The sequence below is a fragment of the Treponema bryantii NK4A124 genome (assembly GCF_000421345.1).
GTDB classification, from domain to species: domain Bacteria; phylum Spirochaetota; class Spirochaetia; order Treponematales; family Treponemataceae; genus Treponema_D; species Treponema_D bryantii_B.
The window spans coordinates 83,351-108,115 of record NZ_ATWV01000001.1; the positions used below are offsets into that span (position 1 = coordinate 83,351).

At 39.3% G+C, this 24,765-nt stretch carries 18 protein-coding genes; 6 read left to right on the forward strand and 12 right to left on the reverse strand.

The annotated features are described in order from the left end of the window. Positions 1-4: 4 nt before the first annotated feature. The 4 genes from G626_RS0100390 (at position 5) to G626_RS14870 (ending at position 5,143) form a co-directional block, all read left to right on the forward strand. Complete coding sequence (locus tag G626_RS0100390) at positions 5-868, forward strand: M23 family metallopeptidase (protein ID WP_022930807.1); 864 nt, start codon at positions 5-7, stop codon at positions 866-868. A 74-nt stretch (positions 869-942) separates the two neighbouring features. Then, positions 943-2,694 (forward strand): phosphoglucomutase, encoded by a 1,752-nt coding sequence (locus G626_RS0100395; protein WP_022930808.1) that lies wholly within the window; start codon positions 943-945, stop codon positions 2,692-2,694. A 156-nt stretch (positions 2,695-2,850) separates the two neighbouring features. Then, a complete protein-coding gene (locus G626_RS0100400; protein ID WP_022930809.1) occupies positions 2,851-4,596 on the forward strand; it encodes a phospho-sugar mutase in 1,746 nt (581 codons plus the stop codon). Next, positions 4,580-5,143: a 3'-5' exonuclease gene (locus G626_RS14870; protein WP_022930810.1), complete on the forward strand. Its 564-nt coding sequence runs from the start codon at positions 4,580-4,582 to the stop codon at positions 5,141-5,143. Before G626_RS0100400 ends, G626_RS14870 begins: the two co-directional genes overlap by 17 nt. Before the next feature lie 34 nt (positions 5,144-5,177). Here G626_RS14870 and G626_RS0100410 read toward each other — a convergent pair whose 3' ends face one another. The 12 genes from G626_RS0100410 to G626_RS0100465 all read right to left on the reverse strand — a co-directional run bounded on the left by G626_RS0100410 (position 5,178) and on the right by G626_RS0100465 (position 23,211). Next, positions 5,178-6,095: a LysM peptidoglycan-binding domain-containing protein gene (locus G626_RS0100410; RefSeq protein WP_022930811.1), complete on the reverse strand. Its 918-nt coding sequence runs from the start codon at positions 6,093-6,095 to the stop codon at positions 5,178-5,180. A 24-nt stretch (positions 6,096-6,119) separates the two neighbouring features. Then, a complete protein-coding gene (locus G626_RS0100415; protein ID WP_022930812.1) occupies positions 6,120-7,343 on the reverse strand; it encodes an HD domain-containing protein in 1,224 nt (407 codons plus the stop codon). Between the two features lies 1 nt (position 7,344). Further along, complete coding sequence (locus G626_RS0100420) at positions 7,345-8,148, reverse strand: hypothetical protein (protein WP_022930813.1); 804 nt, start codon at positions 8,146-8,148, stop codon at positions 7,345-7,347. Continuing rightward, complete coding sequence (gene recN, locus G626_RS0100425; protein ID WP_022930814.1) at positions 8,148-9,890, reverse strand: DNA repair protein RecN; 1,743 nt, start codon at positions 9,888-9,890, stop codon at positions 8,148-8,150. The genes G626_RS0100420 and recN overlap by 1 nt, the downstream gene beginning before the upstream one ends. Beyond that, positions 9,883-10,725: an NAD(+)/NADH kinase gene (locus G626_RS0100430; RefSeq protein WP_022930815.1), complete on the reverse strand. Its 843-nt coding sequence runs from the start codon at positions 10,723-10,725 to the stop codon at positions 9,883-9,885. The genes recN and G626_RS0100430 overlap by 8 nt, the downstream gene beginning before the upstream one ends. A gap of 12 nt (positions 10,726-10,737) precedes the next feature. Continuing rightward, a complete protein-coding gene (locus G626_RS0100435; protein ID WP_027726881.1) occupies positions 10,738-11,793 on the reverse strand; it encodes a DegT/DnrJ/EryC1/StrS family aminotransferase in 1,056 nt (351 codons plus the stop codon). Positions 11,794-11,798: 5 nt separating this feature from the next. Further along, positions 11,799-12,272, reverse strand: coding sequence for a chemotaxis protein CheW (locus tag G626_RS0100440; RefSeq protein ID WP_022930817.1), 474 nt, complete (start codon positions 12,270-12,272; stop codon positions 11,799-11,801). Between the two features lie 125 nt (positions 12,273-12,397). After that, entirely contained in the window at positions 12,398-13,168 is a 771-nt protein-coding gene (locus tag G626_RS0100445) for a ComF family protein (protein WP_027726882.1), read from the reverse strand. A gap of 93 nt (positions 13,169-13,261) precedes the next feature. After that, a complete protein-coding gene (gene mutS, locus G626_RS0100450) occupies positions 13,262-15,871 on the reverse strand; it encodes a DNA mismatch repair protein MutS (RefSeq protein WP_022930820.1) in 2,610 nt (869 codons plus the stop codon). A 6-nt stretch (positions 15,872-15,877) separates the two neighbouring features. Next, positions 15,878-16,405 carry an OmpH/Skp family outer membrane protein gene (locus tag G626_RS0100455; protein ID WP_022930821.1) on the reverse strand — a complete coding sequence of 176 codons (528 nt, stop codon included), beginning with the start codon at positions 16,403-16,405 and terminating at the stop codon, positions 15,878-15,880. A gap of 24 nt (positions 16,406-16,429) precedes the next feature. After that, positions 16,430-18,829 carry an outer membrane protein assembly factor BamA gene (bamA, locus tag G626_RS0100460; RefSeq protein WP_022930822.1) on the reverse strand — a complete coding sequence of 800 codons (2,400 nt, stop codon included), beginning with the start codon at positions 18,827-18,829 and terminating at the stop codon, positions 16,430-16,432. Positions 18,830-18,849: 20 nt separating this feature from the next. Beyond that, positions 18,850-23,211: a translocation/assembly module TamB domain-containing protein gene (locus G626_RS0100465; protein WP_027726884.1), complete on the reverse strand. Its 4,362-nt coding sequence runs from the start codon at positions 23,209-23,211 to the stop codon at positions 18,850-18,852. Positions 23,212-23,286: 75 nt separating this feature from the next. Here G626_RS0100465 and tmk point away from each other — a divergent pair, with 75 nt between their 5' ends. Further along, positions 23,287-23,910 (forward strand): dTMP kinase, encoded by a 624-nt coding sequence (gene tmk, locus G626_RS0100470; protein ID WP_022930824.1) that lies wholly within the window; start codon positions 23,287-23,289, stop codon positions 23,908-23,910. Positions 23,911-24,146: 236 nt separating this feature from the next. Continuing rightward, positions 24,147-24,761 (forward strand): hypothetical protein, encoded by a 615-nt coding sequence (locus tag G626_RS0100480; protein ID WP_022930826.1) that lies wholly within the window; start codon positions 24,147-24,149, stop codon positions 24,759-24,761. The last annotated feature ends 4 nt before the right edge of the window (positions 24,762-24,765 follow it).

Sequence of the window (24,765 nt, forward strand, 5' to 3'; positions counted from 1 at the left end):
GATTTTGAAAAAATACTTAACTTTTATTGCAGTAATTCTTATAAGTCTCTCTGCTTTTGCATTTGACTGGCCTCAGGCAGAAGTTACTAAAAATTCATTTAATTCATATTTCGGACAAAATCGTGGCGGCATTTTAAGTACGTCAATCATTTTTTCAGAACCAGAAGAAGTTAAAGCTGCAGAAAACGGTTATATCACTGCAATTATTACAGAAAATAATGATGATTCAGACTTTTTTCCTTCTACTCTCGGAACAGCAGTTATCATTGCACATAATGATGAATTGATTTCTGTATATGGAAATCTCGATGCAGAAACCCTTACCTTAAAAAATGAAAATGAGCACACTGTTGATGCAGGTGCAACTATTGCTTCCAGCGGCAATTCAGGCTATCAGGAAAATCATGGAAACCTTGAATTCAAGATTATAGATGCAAAAAATAAATCTGCCATCAATCCTATAGTTCTTATGCCTCGCGCTCAGGAAGAAATTCCTCTTTCACTTTCAGGAATCATAATTGTAAGCAAAAATAATGATTATTATGATATCAATACCTATAAAACCTATACTTCAGGTCTTTATAAGGTTTATTTCAAAAGAAATCCCGTTGCATCTCCTTATAAAACATCGGTATCAATTAATGGTGTTATTGTAGATCAGCTTTCTTATGATATGATTACACAGGAAAACAACAAGCTTTGTATTATAGGAAAAAAGAAATATACAGATGCTGATATTTTTCCAAATGATGATTTACAGTTACTTGGCGAAGCAATGTTTACACCCGGCCGCGTTACATTAGGACTTTCTATTTCTGATATGTTAGGAAATGTTAAACAACTCAATTATAATATCGTAATAAGATAAATTTGTTAAATATTTAGTTCCGTGTTAAAATATTGTAATCAAAGTTTAATGGGAGTATAAACTTGGAACATAATATGATTTTGTCAGCATCCGGCTGGCGTAAGGTATTTGCAGCATCCGGAGACGAGCAGGATAAAAGTCCTGAAATTACAGAAACTGACAGAAGCATTGCCGTTATTGCGGCAGATGTTTTTTTTGACTATATCAGCAAGACAAGCGGACAGGAAGCACCTGTTATAGCACTTGGAATAGACGCCCGCCCTACAGGGCCAGCCCTTGCTGATGCCATGATTCATGCCCTTGTAAAAAAAGGTGCAATAATCCAGTACAGTGCGGTTACCTCAGCTCCAGAAATTATGGCTTATGCGAAAAAGCTTGATGGCTTTATTTATATTTCTGCAAGTCATAACCCGGTTGGTCATAACGGAATTAAATTTGGTACAAATGATGGCGGCGTTCTCTGCGGTGCTGAAAATGCTAAGCTTGTAGAAGACTTTCTGGCCAGACTTAAAGACGATGCAGGAGTTGCAGAGGCCGTAAGAAAAGCTTATTCCTGCACTACTTCAGAAATTAAAGCTGTTTATGATATAAAGGACAGTTCAAAACACAATGCCCTTGCCGCATACAAGAACTTCATCAATGAAACAATCACCGGAACTGATAATAAAGAATATCAGACAGACTTCTTTGGAATGCTCGATACCTTTATAGCAGAAAAACCTCTTGGTGTTGTATGTGATTTTAACGGCAGTTCCCGCTACCAGTGTATAGACCGCGAATATTTTAAAGAACGCCATATCAATTTCTATTCTATAAATGATTTTGAAATTGCCCATGAAATCATTCCGGAAGCAGAAAACCTTGTTCACGTAGCAGCGGAAATGGAAAGACTTCATAAAGAAGGACATTCTGAAGTTGTTCTCGGTTATATGCCGGACTGCGACGGTGACCGCGGCAACATAGTTTACTGGGATGAAAAAGTCTGCAAGGCCGTAATTCTTAAGGCTCAGGAAGTTTTCAGTCTTTCTGTTCTTGCTGAACTCACTTATTCTATCTGGCAGCATGGAGATGAAAAAGACTTTAAGCCTGCTGTTGCCGTAAACTGCCCTACTTCAATGCGTATTGAAGAAATTGCAGGTGCCCTTGGAGCTCAGGTTTTCCGTGCTGAAGTTGGTGAAGCAAATGTTGTAAATCTTGCCCGCGAAAAACGAGCAGAAGGCTATACCGTACGCATTCTCGGAGAAGGCTCAAACGGAGGAACAATTACCTACCCGGCAGCAGTCCGCGACCCTCTCAATACAATCTTTGCCCTTCTTAAGCTTTTAATGATGAGGGAAAGCGGCCTTTACGAAATGTGGTGCACAAAATCAGGTCAGAAATATAATCCTGATTTTACACTTTCTGATGTAATTGCCTCCCTGCCTGTTTATACAACAACCGGAGTTTCTGAACCAAGAGCCGTTCTCAAGGTAAAAACTACAGACCACGCAAAGCTTAAGGCTGCATTCCAGAAGGCCTTTGAAGCAGACTGGAAAAAGAAGGCCAGTGACCTTAAAAAGAAATACGGCATTGAAAGTTGGGAAGCAGTAATTACAAACGGCACAAAAGAAACCCGTGAAGTCAAAGATTTTTCCAAATCTGGAAAAGGCGGCTTGAAGGTAATTTTCAAAGATAAAGAGGCAAAACCTATAGCCTTTATCTGGATGAGAGGTAGCGGAACAGAGCCTGTATTCCGCATCATGTGCGACGTAAAGGGAAACAAGCCGGAGATGGAAAAGGCACTGCTTGCATGGGAAACAGAGCTGATTAAAAAGGCTGATAAATAAATAGTGGTTTCGATACGCCCTCCGGGCTACTCAACCACCGGACGTTAGGAAGATTTCGGGTGGTTGAGTAGTAAGGTGTTAAAGCACCTTACGTATCGAAACCTCTATGACAAAAGATAAATAAATTTGTATAATAAACCTATACAGGAGCTATAAATGGAAAAAGAAGAAATCTTAAAGCGTGCAAAAGCTTACATTGCCGCAGAAAAAGATGAAAGATTCAGCAAGGAAGTTGAAGAACTTATTGCTAAAGAAGATTATAAGGAACTTGAAGACCGCTTCTACCAGACACTCGAATTCGGTACTGGTGGACTCCGCGGAATTATGGGTGGCGGAACAAACCGCATGAACACCCTCGAAATCAATATGGCAACTCAGGGCCTTGCAAACTATGTTCTTAAGGCATTCCCAGACAAGGCAAAGGCCGGAACTTTGAGCGCAGTTGTTGCATATGACAGCCGTCTCAACTCAGATGTTTTCGCAGAAGCTACAGCCCTCATTTTTGCTGCAAACGGAATCAAGGCTTACCTTTTCTCTGGCCTTCGCCCAACTCCGGAATTGTCTTTTGCAATCCGCGAACTCAAGGCTCAGACCGGTGTTGTTGTTACAGCATCTCATAACCCAAGAATGTATAACGGTTACAAGGCTTACTGGGATAACGGTGCTCAGGTAATTGAGCCTCATGATGTTGGTATTATTGAAGAAGTAAACAAGGTTACAGAAGTAAAGACTATGTCTAAGGACGAGGCTCTTAAATCTGGCAAGCTTGTAATGATTGATAAAGAAATTGATGAAAAATTCTGGGCTATGTGTAAGGCACAGCTTTTCCGCCCGGACCTCATTAAGGAAAAGGCAAAGGATGTTCGCATCGTTTATACACCGCTCCACGGAACTGGTGCTATGCATGTTGAAAAGGTTCTTGGTGACCTCGGACTCAACATTATAACTGTACCGGAACAGAGAAAACCGGACGGAAACTTCCCTACTGTAGAAAAGCCAAATCCAGAAGAAAAGCCAGCTCTTACTCTTGCAGTTGAACTTGCAAAGAAAGAAAAGGCAGACGGTGTAATGGCAACTGACCCTGATGCAGACCGCTTTGGTACTGCATTCCCTGACAAGGACGGAAACTTCGTACTCCTCAGCGGAAACCAGATGGGTGCCCTTCTTATGGATTATGTAATGAGTTCAAGAAAAGAACTCGGAAAGATGCCTGCAAATCCTGGCTGTATCCGCTCAATCGTAACATCTCCATTTGGTGATTACATCTGTAAGAAATACGGCGTAAAGATGTTCGACTGTCTTACAGGCTTTAAGTGGATTGCAGCTAAAGAAGAAGAATTCGAAAAAGCTGGAACAAACAACTACGTATTCGGTCTTGAAGAGAGCTACGGTTATAAGATTGAAAAAGAAGTAATGGATAAGGATGGTGTTTCTGCTGCCGCTATGTGTGCAGAAATGATTCTTTATTGGAGAAGCAGGGGTAAGAGCCTGCTTGAGCATCTTGATGATATGTACAAAGAGTATGGTTACTTCGAAGACCGTGCTATTTCTCAGTACTTCCCAGGAGCTCAGGGTGGCGAAACAATGAAGGCTATGATGGCCAGCATGAGAAGCAATCCTCCGGCAACTCTTGGTGGAGAAAAGATTCTCAAGGTTCGTGACCTCTTGTGTGATCCAGATCTTCCAAAGAGCAACGTTCTTCAGTTCTATCTTGAAAGCGGAACAATTGTAAGTGCCCGCCCTTCTGGAACAGAGCCTAAGATTAAGTTCTACATCAACTCTATGATTCCTGCAGGAGACGGTTCAGATGCATGGTTAGCTGAAGCTAAAAAGAAGGCCGGCGTTCTTTGTGATGGAATCTCTGCTGATATTCAGAAGATTATTGATGCAGCATCCAAATAAAAAAATTACTGATTTAAGAAGACTGCGCAAGCTTTACGAAGAAGGCGCAGTCTTCACTGCCTTTGATACGGAAACAAGTGGAATTACTCCCACTACAAGCCGTATCATAGAAATAGGTGCCGTCCGATTTACAAAGGACGGCATTATTTCTAAATGGTCAAAGCTTTTTGATCCGGATCAGATACTTTCACCTTTTATAATAAATCTTACTCACATAACTCAGGAAATGGTTGATGCAGCAGATCCGATAAATAAGCACATCCGAAACTTTTTGGCTTTTCTCGACTCTTCAATAATTGTTGCCCACAATGCCCAGTTTGACTTAAACTTTCTTAATGCTGAATGTGAAAACTGTGGACTTCCGCTTACAAAAAATCAGGCAGTAGACACCCTGCAGCTTTCCCGTATTTTAATTCCGGAAGCCCAATATCATAAACTTGATTTTCTTGCTGATTTTCTGGGAATAGACAAAGGCTCTTCGCATCGTGCTTTAGACGATGCAATTACCTGTATGGAACTTTTTAATAAGTGTTTGGAGAGAAGATAGCAGGTGGTTTCGACAGGCTCAACCACCGCTGCATTTAGTTTCTAGGTGCTTTTGCAGGATCTATAGGCTGGCCGTTCTGGAATACCATAAAGGTAATCTGATATTTCTGACTGATTGAATCGAGGCCTGCAGTTCCAAGTTCTGCCCCGGAAACTGCATATTCACCCTTACGAACCTTAACAGAACCAAGACCTGTATAAGCATAAATCAAACCGGTTTTTGTCTGTACGAAAACAACCTGTCCAAAACCACGGTATAAACCAACGTACATTACAGTTCCCTCGTGAATACAGAGAACCGGTTCATTATTTTTTGCTGAAAGCTGAACACCAGAAATCTTTCCTTTAACCTGAGTAATCTTTGGAGAAGCAACAGGCCATTTTGTATTTGAATCTGCATTTACAGTAGCACCATAAGTGCGGGTATCAGGCGCAGGTTCATTTACTTTTATTACAGTTTCACCAGGCTTTGCTGCTTCACTTGTTTTTGTTGCTGTTGATGTTGTAGATGCTGTTGAAGAACCTTGAGTTACCTTAAGCTTCTGACCTACTTTAATCACGGCCGAAGAGTCAAGATTATTTAAGGCCATAAGATCGGCAACTGCCATTCCGTTTTTGCGGGCAATGCCGTATAAAGTATCACCTTTCTTGACTGTATACTCTGTAACTTTTCCTGCGGGTGCAGCATTTCCGGCAGTTTTTGCAGAAGAAAGAGCAACTGCAGTTCCAATATCAGCATCCGGAATAATTAATTTCTGGCCAACTTTAATAACATCGTTTTCTGAAAGATTATTTGCTGTACGAAGTTCTGCAACAGTAATCTGATATTTACGGCTTATCGAATATAGGGTATCACCTTTTTCAACCTTGTAAGTAATGTCTGCAAAAAGAGCAGAAGTTAAAATCATAAAGATTGAAATAATGGCTGTGCGTTTACTAAAGAGTGTTTTCATAAATATATTATCGGCAGATTTTTTTTATTCCGCTACAATATTCTGAAAGAACTCATTCACATTAATTCCGCTGATAACCTTATCTTTTGCATAGCGGCTTAAGATTCCTTCGCGGCCACCAGTGAGGTGTTCAGAAGTAATTCCATGCTTGATAGAAATATCAGCTTCCATAAGGGCAGAAAAATGGTCGCAGATACGTACAAGACGACCATCAATAGGATCAAACTCAGTTTTATTATATTCTGTATTGAGTTCTTCCCAGGAAACATGCTTAATCTTTCCGTTTTTATCAAGAATTCTGTCTGTAAACTCATCACTTGTGTAATAAATGATTTCTTTTTCAAAGAATGGTTCCATTAACGGCACAAGTTCTTTATTTACAATTTCATCTTCAATCTTCTTTACGATATTAGGAAGATCATCTGTTGCAGTTTTTACCGGAGAAATAATGTCACGGGTTACAGATTCCGGAAGATCATGAAAAAGGGCACTGAAAAAGTTATTTATTACACGACGTTCGCACATACCTGGATTGTATTCACGGCCAAGTAAAAGAGTCATTATTGCAACGAAAAAGCAGTGACCAAGAACAGAAGTTGCAGGAACACGTGGAGTCTGATTCCATCTTGTCTGGAAACGAAGCTGTTCAATTTTAAGAATAAAATCAAAAGCCTTCTGATGAGTCATAAGCTTCTGTAAGCCTTCAAGTTCAAGATACGGCTGTATTTCTGCTTCAAGCTCATTGCGGATATTCTTTAGACGCTCTTTTTCATTTACTACAGAAAGCATTTCAAGTTCGCGAATTGTAGAATACTTATGTGCAGCTCTGTAAATATTTACAGTAGTTCTAAGCTCTGTTGGAATAGGAATATTACCAGACTGCTGACCGACATAAATAGTAAACTCAGAAAAAAGTTCTTCATCCGGCATCATATCTTTATAGCCGTTTAAAACCCATTCGTTGAGTCTCATGTATTCGTCCGGGAATTCACGGCGCAGCATCTGCTGTACAGGAGCTTTAATATCACACAAAGAAATTTTACGCAGAAGGTCGAAAAGAGATGCGTAAATCATCCATTTCCAGTCTACATACTTTTTGCGGTGTTCTTCGTATTTACCGATTATATAGGCCAGAACCATTTTTTCGGCTGCCTTGTCCATTTCTACAAGGTCAAAAGGGCGTATTAAATCATTCCATCTCTGAATGGAAAAACCTTCGAAGATTTTATATGCAAGTTGCTTATTCATATTAGTTGCTCAAACCAGCCTTATGGTCTGCGTCCATCTTATCTTTCCAGACTACAGCTTTTTTCTTTACTTCTTCTGCCTGGTTTGCATCTCCAATAGCAATATAAAGCTTTCGAAGAGCAAGCAGATATTTGATTGCATTTCGCATATCATCAATACGACGGGTTGAAAGTTCGTATTTATCACGATAGGCAGTTGCAGAATCATTAAGCTGTTTTTGAATCATTCTTATATAGAGGACCGTTGTTTCATAATCTGCACAGGATGGATCAAAATAATCCTTGTAGGCAGCCTTCATATCAATAAAGTTCTTTGAAACAGTGGCAAAACGTCCTTCTAGTTCAACAAAAGACCACTTCCATTTACTGTTATCGCCAAAAGCATCTTTTAGCATGGTAATTGCAAGACCAAGCTTACGGATAATTGTATAACGTCGTACAATTGGAACATTGTGAATTGGTTCCAGAAGTGGAGTTAAGTCAGCATAAGGAACATCAATTGTATCAGAAACAATTTCTTCAAGATAAATAATTGCCTTATAAAGAAGTTTGCGGGCATCGTTGAGGGCATCATTATTCTTAACTTCCATAAGGCGCAAAGAAAGACTGTTCTGAGCCATATAAAGTGATGCGGCATAAATCATATCTTCACACAAAAGGAGCTTTTTATTTTCATAATCAATATCGCCCTTATGCATGCCGTTGAGCATAGTTTTTTCTTTTTCAAGGGTTGCAGTAATTTTTCCCTTATAAGGCTGAATTGCTTCGCTAAAATGAAGTCTTGTTTCTTCTGAGATTTTTGACATCAGACACCTCCGCTATATTTAGCAAGAAGAGATCGTGCATGCTCCAGAGACTGCGATGTATCAGAATCACCGGAAAGCATACGAGCAATTTCAGCCACACGAGCTTCGCCTTCCACAGGATAAACATTTGAAGAGGTAATTTCTCCGGAGACACTCTTCTCTATCTTTATCTGATTATCGGCATAAACTGCTATGCTCGCTAGATGTGTAATGCAGAAAATTTGCCTGTTTTTTGAAAGATTTTTGATATGGGCACCAACGGCAACTGCAACCTCCCCGCCAATTCCAGTATCAATTTCATCAAAAATAAGAGTTTCAACACTATCTGTCTGAGCAAAAATAGTTTTTAGGGCAAGCATGACGCGGGAAAGTTCACCACCAGAAGCAATTTTTGCAAGAGGCAGAGGTGGATTTCCAGGATTTGCGCTTATCATAAACTCAATATCATCTTTTCCGTAAGGACCACAAAGCTGTTCTAGGTCTGTACCAGCCTTTTGATTGATTTGAACGGCAAAAGTAGTTCCCTTCATTCCAAGTTTTGCAAGAATCTGGTCAACTTCATTATTTAATATGGAAGCGGTTGATTTACGTGCCGCAGAAAGCTTTTCTGCCTGAGCCAGGATTTCTTTTTCGAGAACTTTAATTTCTGCTGTAAGAGCATCCTTTTTGTTGTTACCGTCACCATTTTCTTCTATGTATTTCTGGGCTTCATCAAAATAGGCAAAAACTTCTGAAAGCGGAGCATTTACTGAAGAGGCATACTTTTTCTTAAGATTATAAATAAGTGAAAGTCTGTCTTCTACAGTCTGCAGGCGGTTAGGATCGTAGACCAGTTTGTTTTTATAGTCAGAAAATTCTGCAGAAATATCTGAAAGCTCATAAAAAGCTGATTCAAGACGTTCGTCCAGTTTTGAAAGTGATTTATCCAGTTCGCTTACATGCATTGAATCGCGGCGGATTTTTTTAAGAAGTCCTACCACACCGCTTTCTTCATTTGAAAGCATCTGTTCTATAGAATCTACATCAGAATAAATCTTTTCGTAAGATGAAAGACGAGCCTGCTCTTCTTCGAGTTCTGTATCTTCATTAGCCTTTAGTTTTGCTTCGCCGATTTCTTGTACGGCAAAGGTCATCATATCCAGCTTACGAAGGCGTTCACTGTCAGAAAGATTATACTGGGCAAGCTGCTTGCGCTTTGAAACAAGAACGGCGTATTTGGCAGTAAAGGCATCTACGTCTGCAGTAATACCAGCACGGGCGTCAAGAAATTTTCTATGCTCGCTAACCTTCATTAAAGACTGATGTTCATGCTGGCCGTGAATGTCTACCAGGAAAGAAGAAAACTGTGCAAGGTCACCACGGGTTACAGGTGTATCGTTTATCCATGCGCCGGCCTTTCCTGTATCACGAATAATCCGGCGTAAAAGCACGCGGTCATTTTCTATTTCAATTCCATGTACATTAAGCCACTCAAGGGCATTGCGGGGCTCGTCATCTTCTGGAATATCAGACCTTACAGAAAGGCCTTTTGGAAGCAGAAATGTTCCGCTCACACTAGCCTCTTTTTTACCGGCTCGAATCTGATTTACATCAGCTTTGCCACCAAGTAAAAAAGAAAGGGCACCAATAAGAATAGATTTTCCGGCACCAGTTTCACCGGAAAGAACTGTAAAGCCTTTAGTAAATTCAAGATAATCCTGATCTATAAGAGCAAAGTCTTTAATGGTTAAATCTTCAAGCATGAGGTACCCCCGACCAGTTTAATTTTGATCTGAGTGCGTTATAAAACTTTTCTGCAGAAACTGCGACAAGCTGAGCCTTCTTTTTATTGAGGGAAACAGCTATTGTATCGCCATAGGCTAAGGCAAAAGGTTCCTGTCCATCTACAGTTAAACATATTCCCTTGATACGGCTTTTTTCAACTGATATTTCAAGTTTGCTGTCCGGGCTTAAAACCAGAGGCCGGCTTGAAAGTGAAAAGGAATTAAGCGGAGTAAGAACAAAAGCTTCTACCTCTGGCGAAACAATAGGTCCGCCTGCCGCAGCAGAATAAGCGGTAGAACCGGTTGGTGTTGCAAGAATAAGACCATCTGCCTTAAGGCGGCATAAAGGAAGTGAATTCCGCTTTACAGAAAGCATGATTGTAGAAACCCCGCGTTCTGCTGAAATTACAGCATCATTCAGGCTTAGAGATGTATAAACCTTTTTGCCATCCCTTAGTACTTCAACCTTAAGCATAGACCGCTTTTCGAAAACTGACTTGCCGTCCAAGAAAAGCTTTAATTCCTTCTGCCATTCTTCCGGTTGAACAGAAGCAATAAAACCGAATTCTCCGAGATTTACCGGGAAGACAGGCAGACCATATTTAGAGGCATTTCTGGCTGCATAAAGCACAGTACCGTCACCGCCAAGAGAAACTACAAAATCATAACCTTTGAAATCTGTATTATCAACAAAACCGTCAAAGCTAAGGAAATCATGGTCTACACCTTTTTTTGTAAGCCATGCTGCAATTTCCTTTGCAAGAGACATTGATTCATCTTTTGTAACATTTATAATTATAAGTGCCTTTTTCATTCTGTCCTTTTTTTATGGCAGAGAACTTAAAACCTTTACGATTTTTGCACTCTCTGCATGGGTCAAACGCGGATAAAGCGGAATATGGACACAGCGCAGATATAATGATTTTGCATGTATGCAGGATTCAGAAAGCTCATCCTTAAGTGCAATTACAGAATTATCATAAGCAAGCTGAACTTCAATATCCTTTCGGGCAGCATACTGTTTAACGTCTTTAAAAGAAGATGCAAGAATCAGAGGGAAGCAGCTCATTGTAGAACCGTTTTCCATTTCACGGGCATACATTTTGTGACGTCCGATAAGGCAGGCCTGATGGAACATAGAAAAGATTTCCTTGCGGGTCTTTTCGTTTCTAGGATATTCCTTAACCTGAACCCAGGCAAGCGCACAGTTGATATCCGGCAAAAGATCTGTAAGAGGTGCTTCGTCCGAATACTTTTTAAGTACTATCCACTCGCGGCGGCCAGGTGCCATAAGAACCGCACCTCCACCAGCAGTTAATACATCGCGCTCTTCAAGTCCCATAATGGTATAAATACCAAAGGATCCTGCAAGCTTTCTTTCTTCTGTTGGAACTCCTTCCGGAGACAAAACAGGAACAGAAGCACCTGCACTCTGTGAAATATCTTCGATAACAGGAATTCCAAGCGCCATTATGCCTTCAAAATCAGGAAGAATACCTTCTGTTTCATGAAGAAGTAAAAGTCTTCCACCCTTCTGCATTCCTTCATTTACAATTTCTGCAGTAACAAGGCCGGTTACTTCATCTACATCAAGTACCAGTGGCTCAAAACCAAGGCTTTCAACAGTCTGATACTGCCAGGCAGGTGCAAGGGCAGAAATCATAATCTTTCCACCCTTTTCAAAGTCGAGAGCCTGAAGGGCATATTTTAAAGCAATCGCAGGGCTTCTGAGAGCCACTGCACCGTCACATTTTGTAAATTCCTTTACCGTCTGGATTAATCTTGCGTTTAACTCGCCGGGACCAATTTTTTCGTCGACCATGCAGGTTAAAACCGCATCCATTTCTTTTCTACGAATAGTTGTACTGTATGTCTGTATCATTTATTTTACTGGATATCGATAATTTTCTGTAATTCTTTTGCGTTGAAGAGCTTTCTTGTGTTCAGCATGATAAGATATCCTGTTTCCTCGCGAACAACGCCTTCAATATACTCTGTTCCGATACCGCTCAGCATCTGTGGCGGGTCTTTAACGTCTTCACCTTTTACGGTTACTACACGTTCTACCTTATCAATGATAATACCAATTTTGCTTCCATCGATATTCAGGATGATAAAACCGCCTTCCATCTCAATATCTTCTGAATGGCTTACTGACTGTATCTTGAAGCGCTTATGCAAATCAATAATAGGAATAATTTCTCCACGAAGATTGATAATACCCTCAACATAGTATGGAGCATTAGGAATAACACGGACATTCTGAAGTCTTACAATCTCTTTAACATCCATGATGTTAACGCCGTATAATTCTTCCCCCAGATGAAACGTTACCATTTGATAAGTTATATCGTTAGCCATAGATACCCTCCAAGATATATAAAACTATCATTATATAATAATACTCCGAAACCAGAGATTTTGCAATGCAAACTTCATTTTTGACCCTGAACTTTTAACCTCCTTGTAACAGCCGCGCACGGCCTTTAATCTACAGTAAAAAGGGTTACTGCGTTTACTTTTTCTATTCCTGCCGACTTTAGTATTTCTGCACAACTTTCTATAGTTGAGCCTGTTGTACAAACATCGTCTATAAGACAAACAGAAGAAGGCAGACGGCCGGAAAATGGCTTTAAGGCACGTTCGAAAACTGATGTCGAACACAAGGAATAGGCACTTTTTATTGATTCCAGTCTCTGCGACCGGGAAAGCTTTTTCTGCTGCCCGCTTGTATTACGTTCCAGAATCCGAAGCACCCTAAAGCCATATCGTTTTTCGAGAAAGACACAAAGCTCTTCTATCTGATCCCAGCCGTTTTTACGGATTTTCCCCTTACGCGGTGGAACAGGTACAATAACTTTATTTCCAGTCTTTCTTAGAACCTCACATAAAAGCCTTGCAAAAAGCGGCGAAAAACTTCTTTCCTCCTGCATTTTCCACCTGAACATAAGCTCCCGGTTCCATAATCGATATGAAAACAGGGGCAAGACAGAATCTGTACTTTTCAGGACAGGCTCTTCCCGACACTTCATGCATTTTCCTTTCATGCAAACAAGTTCTTTGCCACAACATTCGCATCTTTCCTTTTCAAGAATACGGTCAAGGTTAAAATGTGTCTTTAAGCAGGATCTGCATACAGGTTTTGTAAAGACCAGAGCACCGCACACTGCACATTTTTCTCCGCCGCTTATGAAAACATAAAGCATTCTGAATGCCGAAACAAGGAATTGTTCCAGTTCGAAAAACAACTTCTTCATACATATATAATTATATTAACTTAATCAAAAATGACACTTTTTCAGAAAAAAAGTTTAAAAAAAGAGAAAAAAAAAATTGAAAAGAGTTTTATATTACCTTCCGGATAAAGTCTTTTTCCAGCGGGCAATTATCTGCAGGGCATTGAGTGGAGTAAGATTATCCGTATCTGTAGAAAGTATTTCTGAAATAATGATTTCTTCATCACTAAACAAGCCGGGACTTACAGGTGCTGCCGGCTGACTTGCAGGAAGCTCTTTCTTTATATCATCCAGAATGATTGGATTATCAGCAGCAAGAGCTTGAATATGTGAAAGAATTACATTTGCCCGGTCAATTACATTCTGAGGAATACCAGCCAGTTTTGCTACATGAATTCCGTAAGAATTTTCTGTAACACCTTCTTTGACTTTTCGTAAAAAGACTACAGAACCGTTCTGCTCAAGAACATCCATACAAAGCATTTGCAGGCGGGAATGCTCCATGCGGGAAAGCTCATGATAATGTGTTGCAAAGAAGGTTTTACAGCCGATTGTATCAAGCAGATATTCAGAAACTGCACGGGCAATTGCAAGTCCGTCTTCGGTAGAAGTACCACGCCCTACTTCATCCATAATTACAAGGGAACGCTTTGTTGCTGCATGAAGGATATTTGCAGTTTCAGTCATTTCTACAAGGAAGGTTGATTCTCCCTTTGCAAGGTTATCTGAAGCACCTACACGGCAGAAAATACGGTCTACAATTCCGAGTCTTGCAGAACTTGCAGGAACGTATGAGCCGGTTTGAGCCAGCAAAGCAATCAAGGCATTCTGTCTTAAATATGTACTTTTACCAGCCATATTAGGTCCAGTAATAAGGGCAAAAGCGGGAACTGCTTCATCATCAGCTGAAAGAAGAGAATCATTAGGAACAAACTCCCCTCTTGGCAGATGATTTTCTACCACAGGATGCCGGCCATTTTTAATTTCGAAATATGTAGATTCTTCAATTTCTGGTCTTACCCAGTTATGCTCAATTGCTGTCTGGGCAAAAGAAGCGGCCGCATCTGTATTTGCAATTTCCTGTGCGAGCTGCAATAAATATGGAATATACTGTAAAAGAGAACTTCTGATTTCTACAAAAAGGTCACGTTCAAGCTCAAGAATTTTTGTAGATGATTCATTTAGTTCCTGTTCCAGTTGCTGCAGACGTTCAGTTGTATAACGGTCACCGTTAACAAGAGCCCGGCGCATAATAAAGTGAGGCGGCACATTTGCAAGCTTACCTTTACTTACTTCGATGAAATATCCGGCTGCATTGTTATATTTTACCTTTAGAGTTGTTATACCTGTTTTCTCGCGTTCTTCAGCTTCGTATTCGCTTAAAATCTGATTAAAGTTATCGTGTACACCACGCCAGTGATCCAGTTCTTCCGACCAGCCGGCCTTGATTATTCCGCCGTCTGTGAGTGAGGTAGACGGATCATCCATTATAGAATTTTCTATAAGGCCGCATATTTTTTTTGCGCTTTCATCTGAAATAAATGAAAAATCATACTGGCCTAAATATTCCTTTATGTGAGTCCATGATTCAAGACTTGCCCTAAGCGCCTGCAAATCCTTGGCATGAGCTCTTTCCATTGCGATGCGACCGGCTAAACGTTCAACATCAAGAATATTGCCTAAATCAATTTTTACTTTATCAAGCAGAGAGCGGTTTTCAACAAAACTTGCAACTTTAGTCTGCCGGTCTTCAATCTGACGCAGATTGGTAAGCGGGAACAAAAGCCAGTTACGAAGAAGACGACCACCCATTGCAGTCTTAGTAAAATCAACACATTCAAGAAGTGTATATTGGCTTCCTCCTTCACGCATATTCGAAATTATTTCCAGATTACGACGTGAAGAATCATCCATCATTAAATATTCATTATCATTGTAAATTCTGATAGCCCCGATATGAGGCAATATAGTATTTGTTGTTTTTTCAAGATAGTCTAAAAGAAAGCCTGCCGGTACAAGTTCCGGGCTTTCTGCTTCAAGACCAAAGGCTTTAAGATTTGCAGTTTTAAACTGATTTGTAAGTTTCTTGAAAGATAATTCTGCGTTAAAATCCCAATCCGGATAATAGGAAAGTGAAATAGCCCCGTATGAAGAAACTACATTCTGTATATCGGTATTGTTTTTTAGTGAAGCAGGTAAAAGTAATTCTCTTGGTGAAGCACGGTTTAATTCCTTTCCAAAGTTTTCTGCCATTTTGTTTGCAGGCCAGGATGTAGCATTAAAAGAAGATGTTGTTACATCAATATAAGCAAAGGCAGCTTTTCCCTTTACAATACAAAGAGCTGCAAGATAATTTGCACGACCTCCATCAAGATATTCAGCTTCTACTGCAGTACCAGGTGTAATTATTTCTACAACCTTTCGCTCTGCAATTCCCTTCCCGCCTTTAGGAATCTCCCCTACCTGTTCGCAGATTACGATTTTCTTTCCAAGGCGGAGTAAGCGTGCTATATAAACTTTTGCAGCATGATAAGGAATGCCGCACATAGGCCTTGAAGCCCTGTGGGTTAATGTTAAATTCAAAAGACGCGATACTTCTACCGCATCTTCATCAAACATTTCATAAAAATCTCCAAGGCGGAAAAACACAACCTCGGTTTTATATTTTTCTTTTATTCCCCGATATTGAATCATCATCGGGGTAAGAGTTTCTTCTTCGGCCATCCTAACCTACAACCCCAGTTCAGAAATAACCTGGTTGGTAATATCAACAGAAGAAGAATACCAGAGAATCGCATTAGATTCCTGCAAACTTAAAATCATACTGTAGCTTCCGCTCTCTGCAATTTTAGCGAGGGTATTATAAAGCTTTTTATAAAACTCATCAGAATTACGCAAAGTTTTCTGCATTGATTCAAGTTCAAAATTCTTTGCATTTGTATATTCATTAAGATAGTCTGTTTTCTTAGTAATTTCTGCTTCAGTCTTCATTGCCATTGCATCATTACCTGCATTTTCGTAATCAAGCTTTTTCTGCTGAAGCTTTTTTATCTGGTCTACCTGCTTATTAATTTCTTCCTGGAATTCAGCCTTCTTTTTTTCATAGCTTCTTACAGGAGCAGAGTTTGTAAAATATGCCTGATAAACTTTTGCTGTATCAACAACACCAAACTTGGTAATCTGCTGTGAAAAAGCCGGCAAAGCTGCAAGAGCAAATACCGCAATTGAAATTATAATCTTAATATTTCTTTTCATCATAATACCTTTATTTTATAACAAATATTAATAGTTCACAATATTAAATGAAAGTACGAACTTGAAAGGCTCATCAGCAAAGTGATGCTGTCCGTCTTCAATTCTGTAGCGCCATGCAAACATAAGGTGCAATGGAAGCTGTGGAATCAGGAAACGGATTCCAGGACCATAACTGAAATAGAAATCATCAAGTTTATAACTGAAGGCGTCCTGCACTCTAGGTTTTACGGCACATGCATCCCAGAACAAATCAATACCTATAATACCCGGAATGAGAGGCATACGGAATTCAACCTTGTTTGAAAGCATTGCAAGACCGGTAGATTCTTTATAGACATCGCTCCAGCCTCGTCCATTAAGAAGACCATCGACATAGATTGAGTTTCTTGCGCTTATACCATTTTCAACCGGCAGGATTGCAGAAAAGCCTGTATATGCAGCCAGTACAATCTTAAAGTTCCAGCTTTCTGTTACCGGAATATCCAATAACTTTAAGTAGCCTTCAAGTTTTGTATCTGTTCTTGCATAGAACTCTTTTTCCAGATTTGGAATAAGACCATGCCAGGTCAATCTTTCGCTAAAGAACCAGCCCTTTGTAGGATCGTAGTTCAAATCTCTGTTATCAACTGAGAAACTTGTATATACAGAGTTTGAAACACCCCAGCGGTTCGCATAAGAAGATACAGATGTTTCTACAGGAACATAAACCGATTCATCATATATATTCTTCTGTAAAGAAGTTGCAACACCACCTGCTAAAGTAAGGATTGCATAATCCGGAGTCCATCTTCTTGAAAGTCCAGAACTTAAAGTTGTAGACCAGTCATGATAGTTCATATAGTATCTGTTCTGAACAAGCTGAAGCTCCGGAGACCAGAAGTTTACATAGTTTGTTGAGTTTGCATGGCTCAAAGAAAGAGATGTACTGAATGCTATAGGATAGTTACCAATCCAGTTTTGAGAATATGTAAAGTCTATTGCCTGTTCGTTAGGAGCAAAGGTTGTTGAAGCAGAAATTGTACGGCCTTCACCAAAAAGGTTTGAGTTTTCAACCTTTGCAAAAAGAGAAACCGGCAGCATACTTCCAGAGTTTTCGGTAGCAGCAGAGAAGGTAACACCAAACTGAACTGAAGAAGTTGACTGCTCTTCAACAGAAAGTATAAGGTCAATAAGGTTTGCCTCTGTACCCTGCTGAGCTTCCGGCACAACATTAGAGAAATAACGCAGGTTCATGAGGTTTCTCAAACCGTTTACGATTTTATCGTTAGAGAAAGTATCACCCGGTTTAAGAGGAACTTCTCGTCTGATTACATAATCTTTTGTTTTTGAATTGCCCTTTATGATGATGTTTTCAACATGGCTTCTTGAATGTTCTTTAATTGTAAGGTCATAAGAGATTTCGTGACGGTCTGAGTCTTTTACAGGAACCGGATAGAACTCGTTCATCATATAACCGTTTTCCTGATAAACGTTCTGAATAGACTGAATGTCTTCCTGGAACTTTGTTGCGTTGTATGTCTGCCCTTCTCTAAGTTTTTTCTGTTTTAAGAGCTCTTTTTCGGTAAATACTTCATTTCCAGAAATTCTGAGACCTGAATAAGTATACTGAGCTCCTTCCTGAATAATAAAGAGGATTGTAAGTTCATCTCTCTGTTTTTCTTCATTAAAGGTTGAATCAATTTTTACATCAACAATACTGATATCTGCATAGCCGCGTTCCTGATAGTATTTAATGATTGTCTGTTTATCCTGCTCAAGTGTAGAAGGCTGATAAGCACCGTCCTTAAAAAGACCAACTTCCTTTAAGGCAAGCTTTCTCTTAAGGGCACGGCTTGAAGCTATCGTATTTCCCGAAAACTGGATTTCGCGGATTACAGAACTGCTTCCTTCGTTAATTTCAAAAGTTACGACAATACCGTCATCTGTTTCTTCTGTGCTGTGAGTAACATAAGAAGCGTTGTATCCTTTTTTAAGATAATAATTTCGGATAAGGCGTTCATCTATAAGGATTTTTGATTCAATATAAATATCACTAGCCTTGTTTTTTATCTGTTCACGAAGTTCACCGTTTCTTACTTTACGGTTTCCACTGAAGGTAATTGATTTAATTACAGGACGTTCTACTACTTCAAAAACAAGAAGAACATCAGAATTGTTATTTGATGCATGCTTTGCATAAGGAGTTATATCATCAAAATATTCGAGACTGTAAAGTCGATCAAGAAGCTCATTATATGTTTCATCGGTAAAAGGAGAATCTATAAAAGAACTTGTAATTCCGGTTAAATCTGATTTTTTAACATTCTTAAGTCCATTGAAATCAATTTTTGAAATTGGTTGATTCCAATACCATTCATCACTCTGTGCCGAAAGTGCAAATACGGAAACACACAAGAAGAAAAGACCTGCTAAAACTTTTCGATACATTAAAAACTCCTACTTCTCCGCTAGTAAGCAAACTTCCATGAGAGCGTTACAGACGCAGAAGGAACAAATTGATTTTTTAATAAAGCATTTATGTCTGGAGCCATATTTACACGGATATTTGCAAATGGTGACTCCAGTTCCATACCGAATTCCGGCTGGAACAGCATTTTACCTGCAGATGTAATATCATTTACATTGCTGTCTTCAAATGAAACATGAAGCATGGCATCAACATATAATGAACTGCCAAGGTATTTACCTATATAAACAGTTGTGTTATCAAGAAAGTTACCAAGAGATATGTTTTCTTTTGCAGAATTTCTTGAAATACTGTAGTTATATGTATTTTGCAATACATTTGTTCGTAAAGAGAATATATCAAAATTAAGCAAATCCCGCAACTTGTTTTCTGCCTGGCGAACTACCATAGACTGAAGGGCATAATCTGAAGCAGCAAAGAAGAAGTCACCCGCTGAATTAGAATCTGCAACAACAATCTGACCAAGTAAAGCCCTGATTTCGTTTTCAGACTTAGCCGGAATTGAAGAGAAACGAGGCTGAAGATTCAAAAGCTCCTGGTCTTCTACCGACATCACGATTTTTACGTTCTGTCCGCGATCGTCTCTTTCCCGTGTTTCGGCATTTACGGTAATAGTCGGATTTGCTATATCTTCGTTAAACTTAATGTTTCCGGATTTAATATAGAAGTTTCTGTTAAGGTAAGCCACATCACCAGATTTAAACTTAAGTTCGCCGTCTATCATGTACAAATCATCCGGCTGATTTACCATAACCTTCATTGTAGAATTAGGAACAAAGACACATCTGAGGACCGGATCCAGCTGCACAGTGGCATGATTTCCAAGCGTTACATCCAGATCTGTGATGAATTGAACAGCTTTGGTATTTTCCTGAGCTCCCGAAGAAAGATTTGAAAGTGCAAACAGTCTGATTGCAAGGTCAATATTTTCACCAGAAATACTTCCGGAAACATCCATTACATTTTCTTCAAAATAGAGATTTATATCTGCTGAAACATTTCCTTCCAGAGAAAAGACATCGGTTTTAAGATCGAGAGGCAGAAGATCTGTTTTATAAGAACTGAAAGCTCCTTCCATATGATCGAAAGACCATTTATTCAAATAGACTGTGAGTCCTGCAAGCAGTCTCTGATTATTTTTAATTGTAAGAAGGGTCTCTGGAATTTGTATTTCATTGCTGACAATACTTAAATCCAGCTCTGGAGCTGATATTCGCTGCTTAAACAAGGTCGGCAGTTTTACAACCGGTTCTACAATTCGAGCCCAGCCGTTTAACTCAGGATCATTCATGGAACCTGTAACTACGACATCTCCAGACATAAGTCCGTTTTCTGCAATAAAGAGTTCATCAATATTCAGATAATTACATGCTTTTGGTAAATCAATTAATACATCATATAATTCAAGATTCATTCCATTTAGATTAACGAGTCCATCAAGTTTTGCCGAAAGGAAATCTTTATTATCCAGATTAAGTTCAAGAAGACCTTCTTTTGTATAAGTACCGGTAAGCCCTCCATTATCAGAAGAAAAAATTGAAAATACATCGTTTGCATACAGGGTTGAAAGCGATAATGGAAAGGCCTGTTTTACAAGGGATCCGCCCAGAGCTGCTGTTGAAAGAGTTACCATTACAGAATCCGGAAAGAGTTTTCCTTCTGGAACCAGTGCATTTCCTGCAGTAAGTACGAGGGGCGCTGTAAGATTTTTATCCAGCAGTTCGAAATAGAATTCACCGGTTGCATCCAGGGTCCAGTCTGTAAGTGAAGCAGAAGCCTGAATGTTTGAAAAATCCATATGTTTATAGTTAATATTCAAATCTGAAATTGTCAGATCTCTGTCTTCGAGAATGATGTTTCCTTTTCCCTTAAGAAAATCTGTTGCCAGAAGAAGAGAAAGAGAATCAATATTCAGGGCTATGTAAGGATGCTCTATAGTTCCAGATGTAAAAAGCATTCCCGTAACCATATTATTATCATTAGTCTGAGGAACAAAACGGCTTAAACTGAAGTTTTTAAGCTGCATCTGCAGATTCATGTAAATAGATTTTAAAAGAGTATCTTTATTTATAGGGAGATGCTCCGGATTGGAAATACTTCCATCTATTATAATCATCTCATCCGTAAAAGGATTTCGCAGGTTCATAGCAATTCCCACAGAATCAAAAAGGTGCTCATTAATATTCAAAATTGCATCTGCCGTTCCTTCCATTACAGAGTAATAATCTGAGTAAGCAATATTATCAATTCTGGCTCCATACTTGGTTGCGTTACCAGAAAGAACCAGCTTTGGATTAACAGAAATTACACCTCCAGCCTGTTCAAGCTCAAGATGGTTAATCTGAACATCTGGCCCGTTTTCCGTATCATAGGTAAAATTCATTGCGGCTGTAAAAATAATTGATTTATCAAGAACCTTTACAGGCAGGCTTTTTAGATTGAGATGACCATCAAAAGCATTGTTTTCTGTAAAACGGAATTCAACATCAGTTCCATAATCGCCGGTAATATTAATAACCTCCGGCATAATTGAACCGGAAAAATGATATGGAATGGAATCTATATTTAAATCTGCCGTAAAGAATTTATCAGAAGAGTCCGGTGCACTATCCAGAGAAGCAGAAGCTTCAAGGGCAAATTTTCCAATGATGAGAGAAAGCTGATTTAACTGAATGCTTGAATCTGTTCCGTTAATTGCAAACATAAGCGCCTGATTATCGGAACGGGTGTTTGCAAGAAGTACGTATGGAATATTGTATGAAAAAGTCTTTAAATCTGTAGAAGCATAAATATCTCCAGAAAGAAGATATGGTTCAAGGCTTGGCATAAGGGACTCTATTTTTCCAGCTTTGTCTGCAGGTAAAATTTGAGCCGCAAGACCTGTAAGGCTGTCTATATAAAGACTGCTGAGTGTTATGTTAGACTGAAAATAATTAGATTCACTAAGGAAACTTCCGTCTACACGAACCCTTCCTGGTTCAATTTCTTCCAGATGTGAATAATCTGCAAGCTCAAAAGAAAAGTCATAGGAATCTGACTGAGGAAGCACTGAAAGCTGAAGAGCCGCAAGAGAACGAGAACCAATAAATATCTGAGGAGAAAAAGCCATAAAGCCCTGATCAAGAGGGTCAAAATAAAGCTCTGTAGAAATAATGTTTCCATTCGGCAGCTTGTATTGAGGCAATTCAATATAACCTTCCAGTTGCTTACTTTCATAGATCAGAGAAAGCTTTGCCGAGGCAGTACAATTCTCTCCATCTACAGAAAATCTGGTAAGTTCAGCTTTCTTTTCATCTCCAAAGAGAGAAAAAGAAATGTCTGCCCCTCCGGAAAAAACTTCATCCGGCAGAACAAGAGAAGTGTCTGTAATAAAATTGAGGGTACGGTCATAGATGTTTGATTTTATGATTGTATTGGTATTAACCGAAAGCTCCTTAAATTTCTTAAGTTCAATTTGCTTTGAGTTTATTGTAAGCAGTGAAAGAGGTTTTAAGTTTTCCAGTCTTACCTGACCGTTTATGTCACCACTCTTAAAATCATAAAAAACTCCAAGCGAAACAGGATTTACAGCCTGAATTGTATGAGCTTCAACAGTACCGTTTGTATAAGATGCATGAAGATTAAGTTTATTAAGCCTGTAATCTCCATCTGTAAAATCCCTAAGCTTTAGATTTATCTGAGAACCGTCAAAATTGTCTGTAATAGAACCGGCAGCAGAAAACTTTCCTGAAATATGTTTCTTAAATGCGGTCAGACTTGCATTAATAAGGGCATCTGCCTGAATATCAATTGTATTTTTGCGTAAAGAATTACTTACGCCTATGTTTTTGATATTTACAAGCGAAGAGATTCTTTTATCGTTATACTCAAGGTAAATATTCTTTAATTTAATATTTTCCGGAATGATTTTCTTAACGGCCGCAATATTTACTTTTCCACCTTCACTACCGTTAAATCGTGAAATTAGCGAAACAAGTTCATCTACATCAAGTGTAATACCATCTACAATTACGCTGGAAATTCCTTTTTGTAAATCTTTTTTAATGAGATTTAAAAGACTGTAAGTTACCCTGGTTTTACTTATAGAAAGCAGAGGATTTCCGTTATCATCGTAAATACGTATATTACGGATATAAAAGTTAGACAGAATAGATGGAGAAAGTCTTTCGTAAGTAATACTGAGCCCTGTTGTGTCATGCAGCATTGTTGTAAAGCTATTGATTCTGTCGTTTACACCCAAGGTAATAACCTTTTTTACAGGGGCAGCAATAAGTAAAGCTGCAATTGCGAGAAGAATCATAATGTAACTGCGGACACGGCCGTTACGATAAAAAGAGCCCATTTTAGCCTATCTATTATATCGGATTTTTTCTTTACTTTATAGTATGTTTTTAAACAACCATATATAATAGAAGTTATGGTATTAAAGAATTTTATTGTTTTTGAAGGAATAGATGGCGCCGGTACTTCTACCCAGATTAAAAAGCTTGTAGAAAAAGGCTGTAATGAATGTGGCGAGGGGGCTTTTCTTGCCACCGCAGAGCCTACCACAGGCGAAACAGGCCGTTTTTTACGCCGTATGCTTGGCGGAGACTTTTCTGTAGACGAAAAAACCAATGCCTACCTCTTTGCAGCAGACCGCTGCGAGCATATTTTTGGCAAGGGCGGCGTTGAAGAGCTTTGTAAGGCCGGAAAAACCGTTGTCAGCGACAGATATTTCTTTTCCAGCATGGCATATCAGAGCGTTTCCTGCGGAGAAGAGCTGCCCCGCCTGCTGAACTCGCCATTTCCTCTGCCGGAATACCTTTTTTACTTTGTGATTAACCCGGAAGTTTCCCTGGGCCGTGTAACTTCCCGCGGCGAAAAGAAGGAAATCTACGAAACCATTGAAAAACAGAAGAAAATCGCCGCTCAGTATGAGAAAGTTATCAGCGGATACGAAAAAACAGCCGCCGAAAGCGGAATGAAAATAATAAGAATTGATGCTGAAAAGAGCATAGATGAAATTTCCGCTGAGATTTGGGAAAAATTGAAAAAATAAAGCGAAGATGAAAAATCAAAAGTGCGTGAGCGAAAAAACATATCATGCCGCATCGAGGGGTATTTGGCGCTTAGCCATAAAAAAAATCCGAGGATTTTCGACTGCGAAGCGGGCGAAAACCGCAGGATTTTTACACAAAAACCAGCTCGCCCGCGGCATGAATATGTTTTGTAGCGGAAGCATTTTTGATTTTTGAGAACTCTTAACATTTTTTTAATTTATCCGATAATGTAAAGGTGAAAAAGCGTATATTTTCAATCATCGTTTTCAGTCTTATTATTTTCATTCATGCCTCACCTGCTTTTACCTATATGGTGAAATTTAAGGAAGACTGGTACAAGCTTTATCACGTTCACTACCAGCAGTATCCGGATGACTGTATCGAAAATATCTACTGGCTGGAAAAAGCCGCTCAGGCAGATTTCTGTAATCCACAGTTTACAGACGCTAAAATCACAACCGAAAAGGAATGGGAAAAATACCGCTACCTTTTCCAGATGCATATCAACCTCAAGCTTATTGAACAGCACCTGCGCCTTGGCCGTACTTATGATAAAAAGTGCATTTACTTTTATGATGCACCCTGGAAAGACGAATATCTTCGCAATATGGAAAAAGCCCTGACCTGCTACAAGGCTGGTCTTTACTACTGGCAGGAAGCAAAGGTATGGCAGGAAAAGGCAAATGCCTCATCTTTCAATTTTATGTTCATCACTGCAAAGCAGAACTGGGAAGATGAGCGCGAACGCATTGCCACAGGCGAACTCAACTACGAAAAAATGCTCAATCGCGAAATAGAAAGATTAGAAAAAAACATAAAAGAACTTAACGAAATGGATAAAAAATACTAAAATA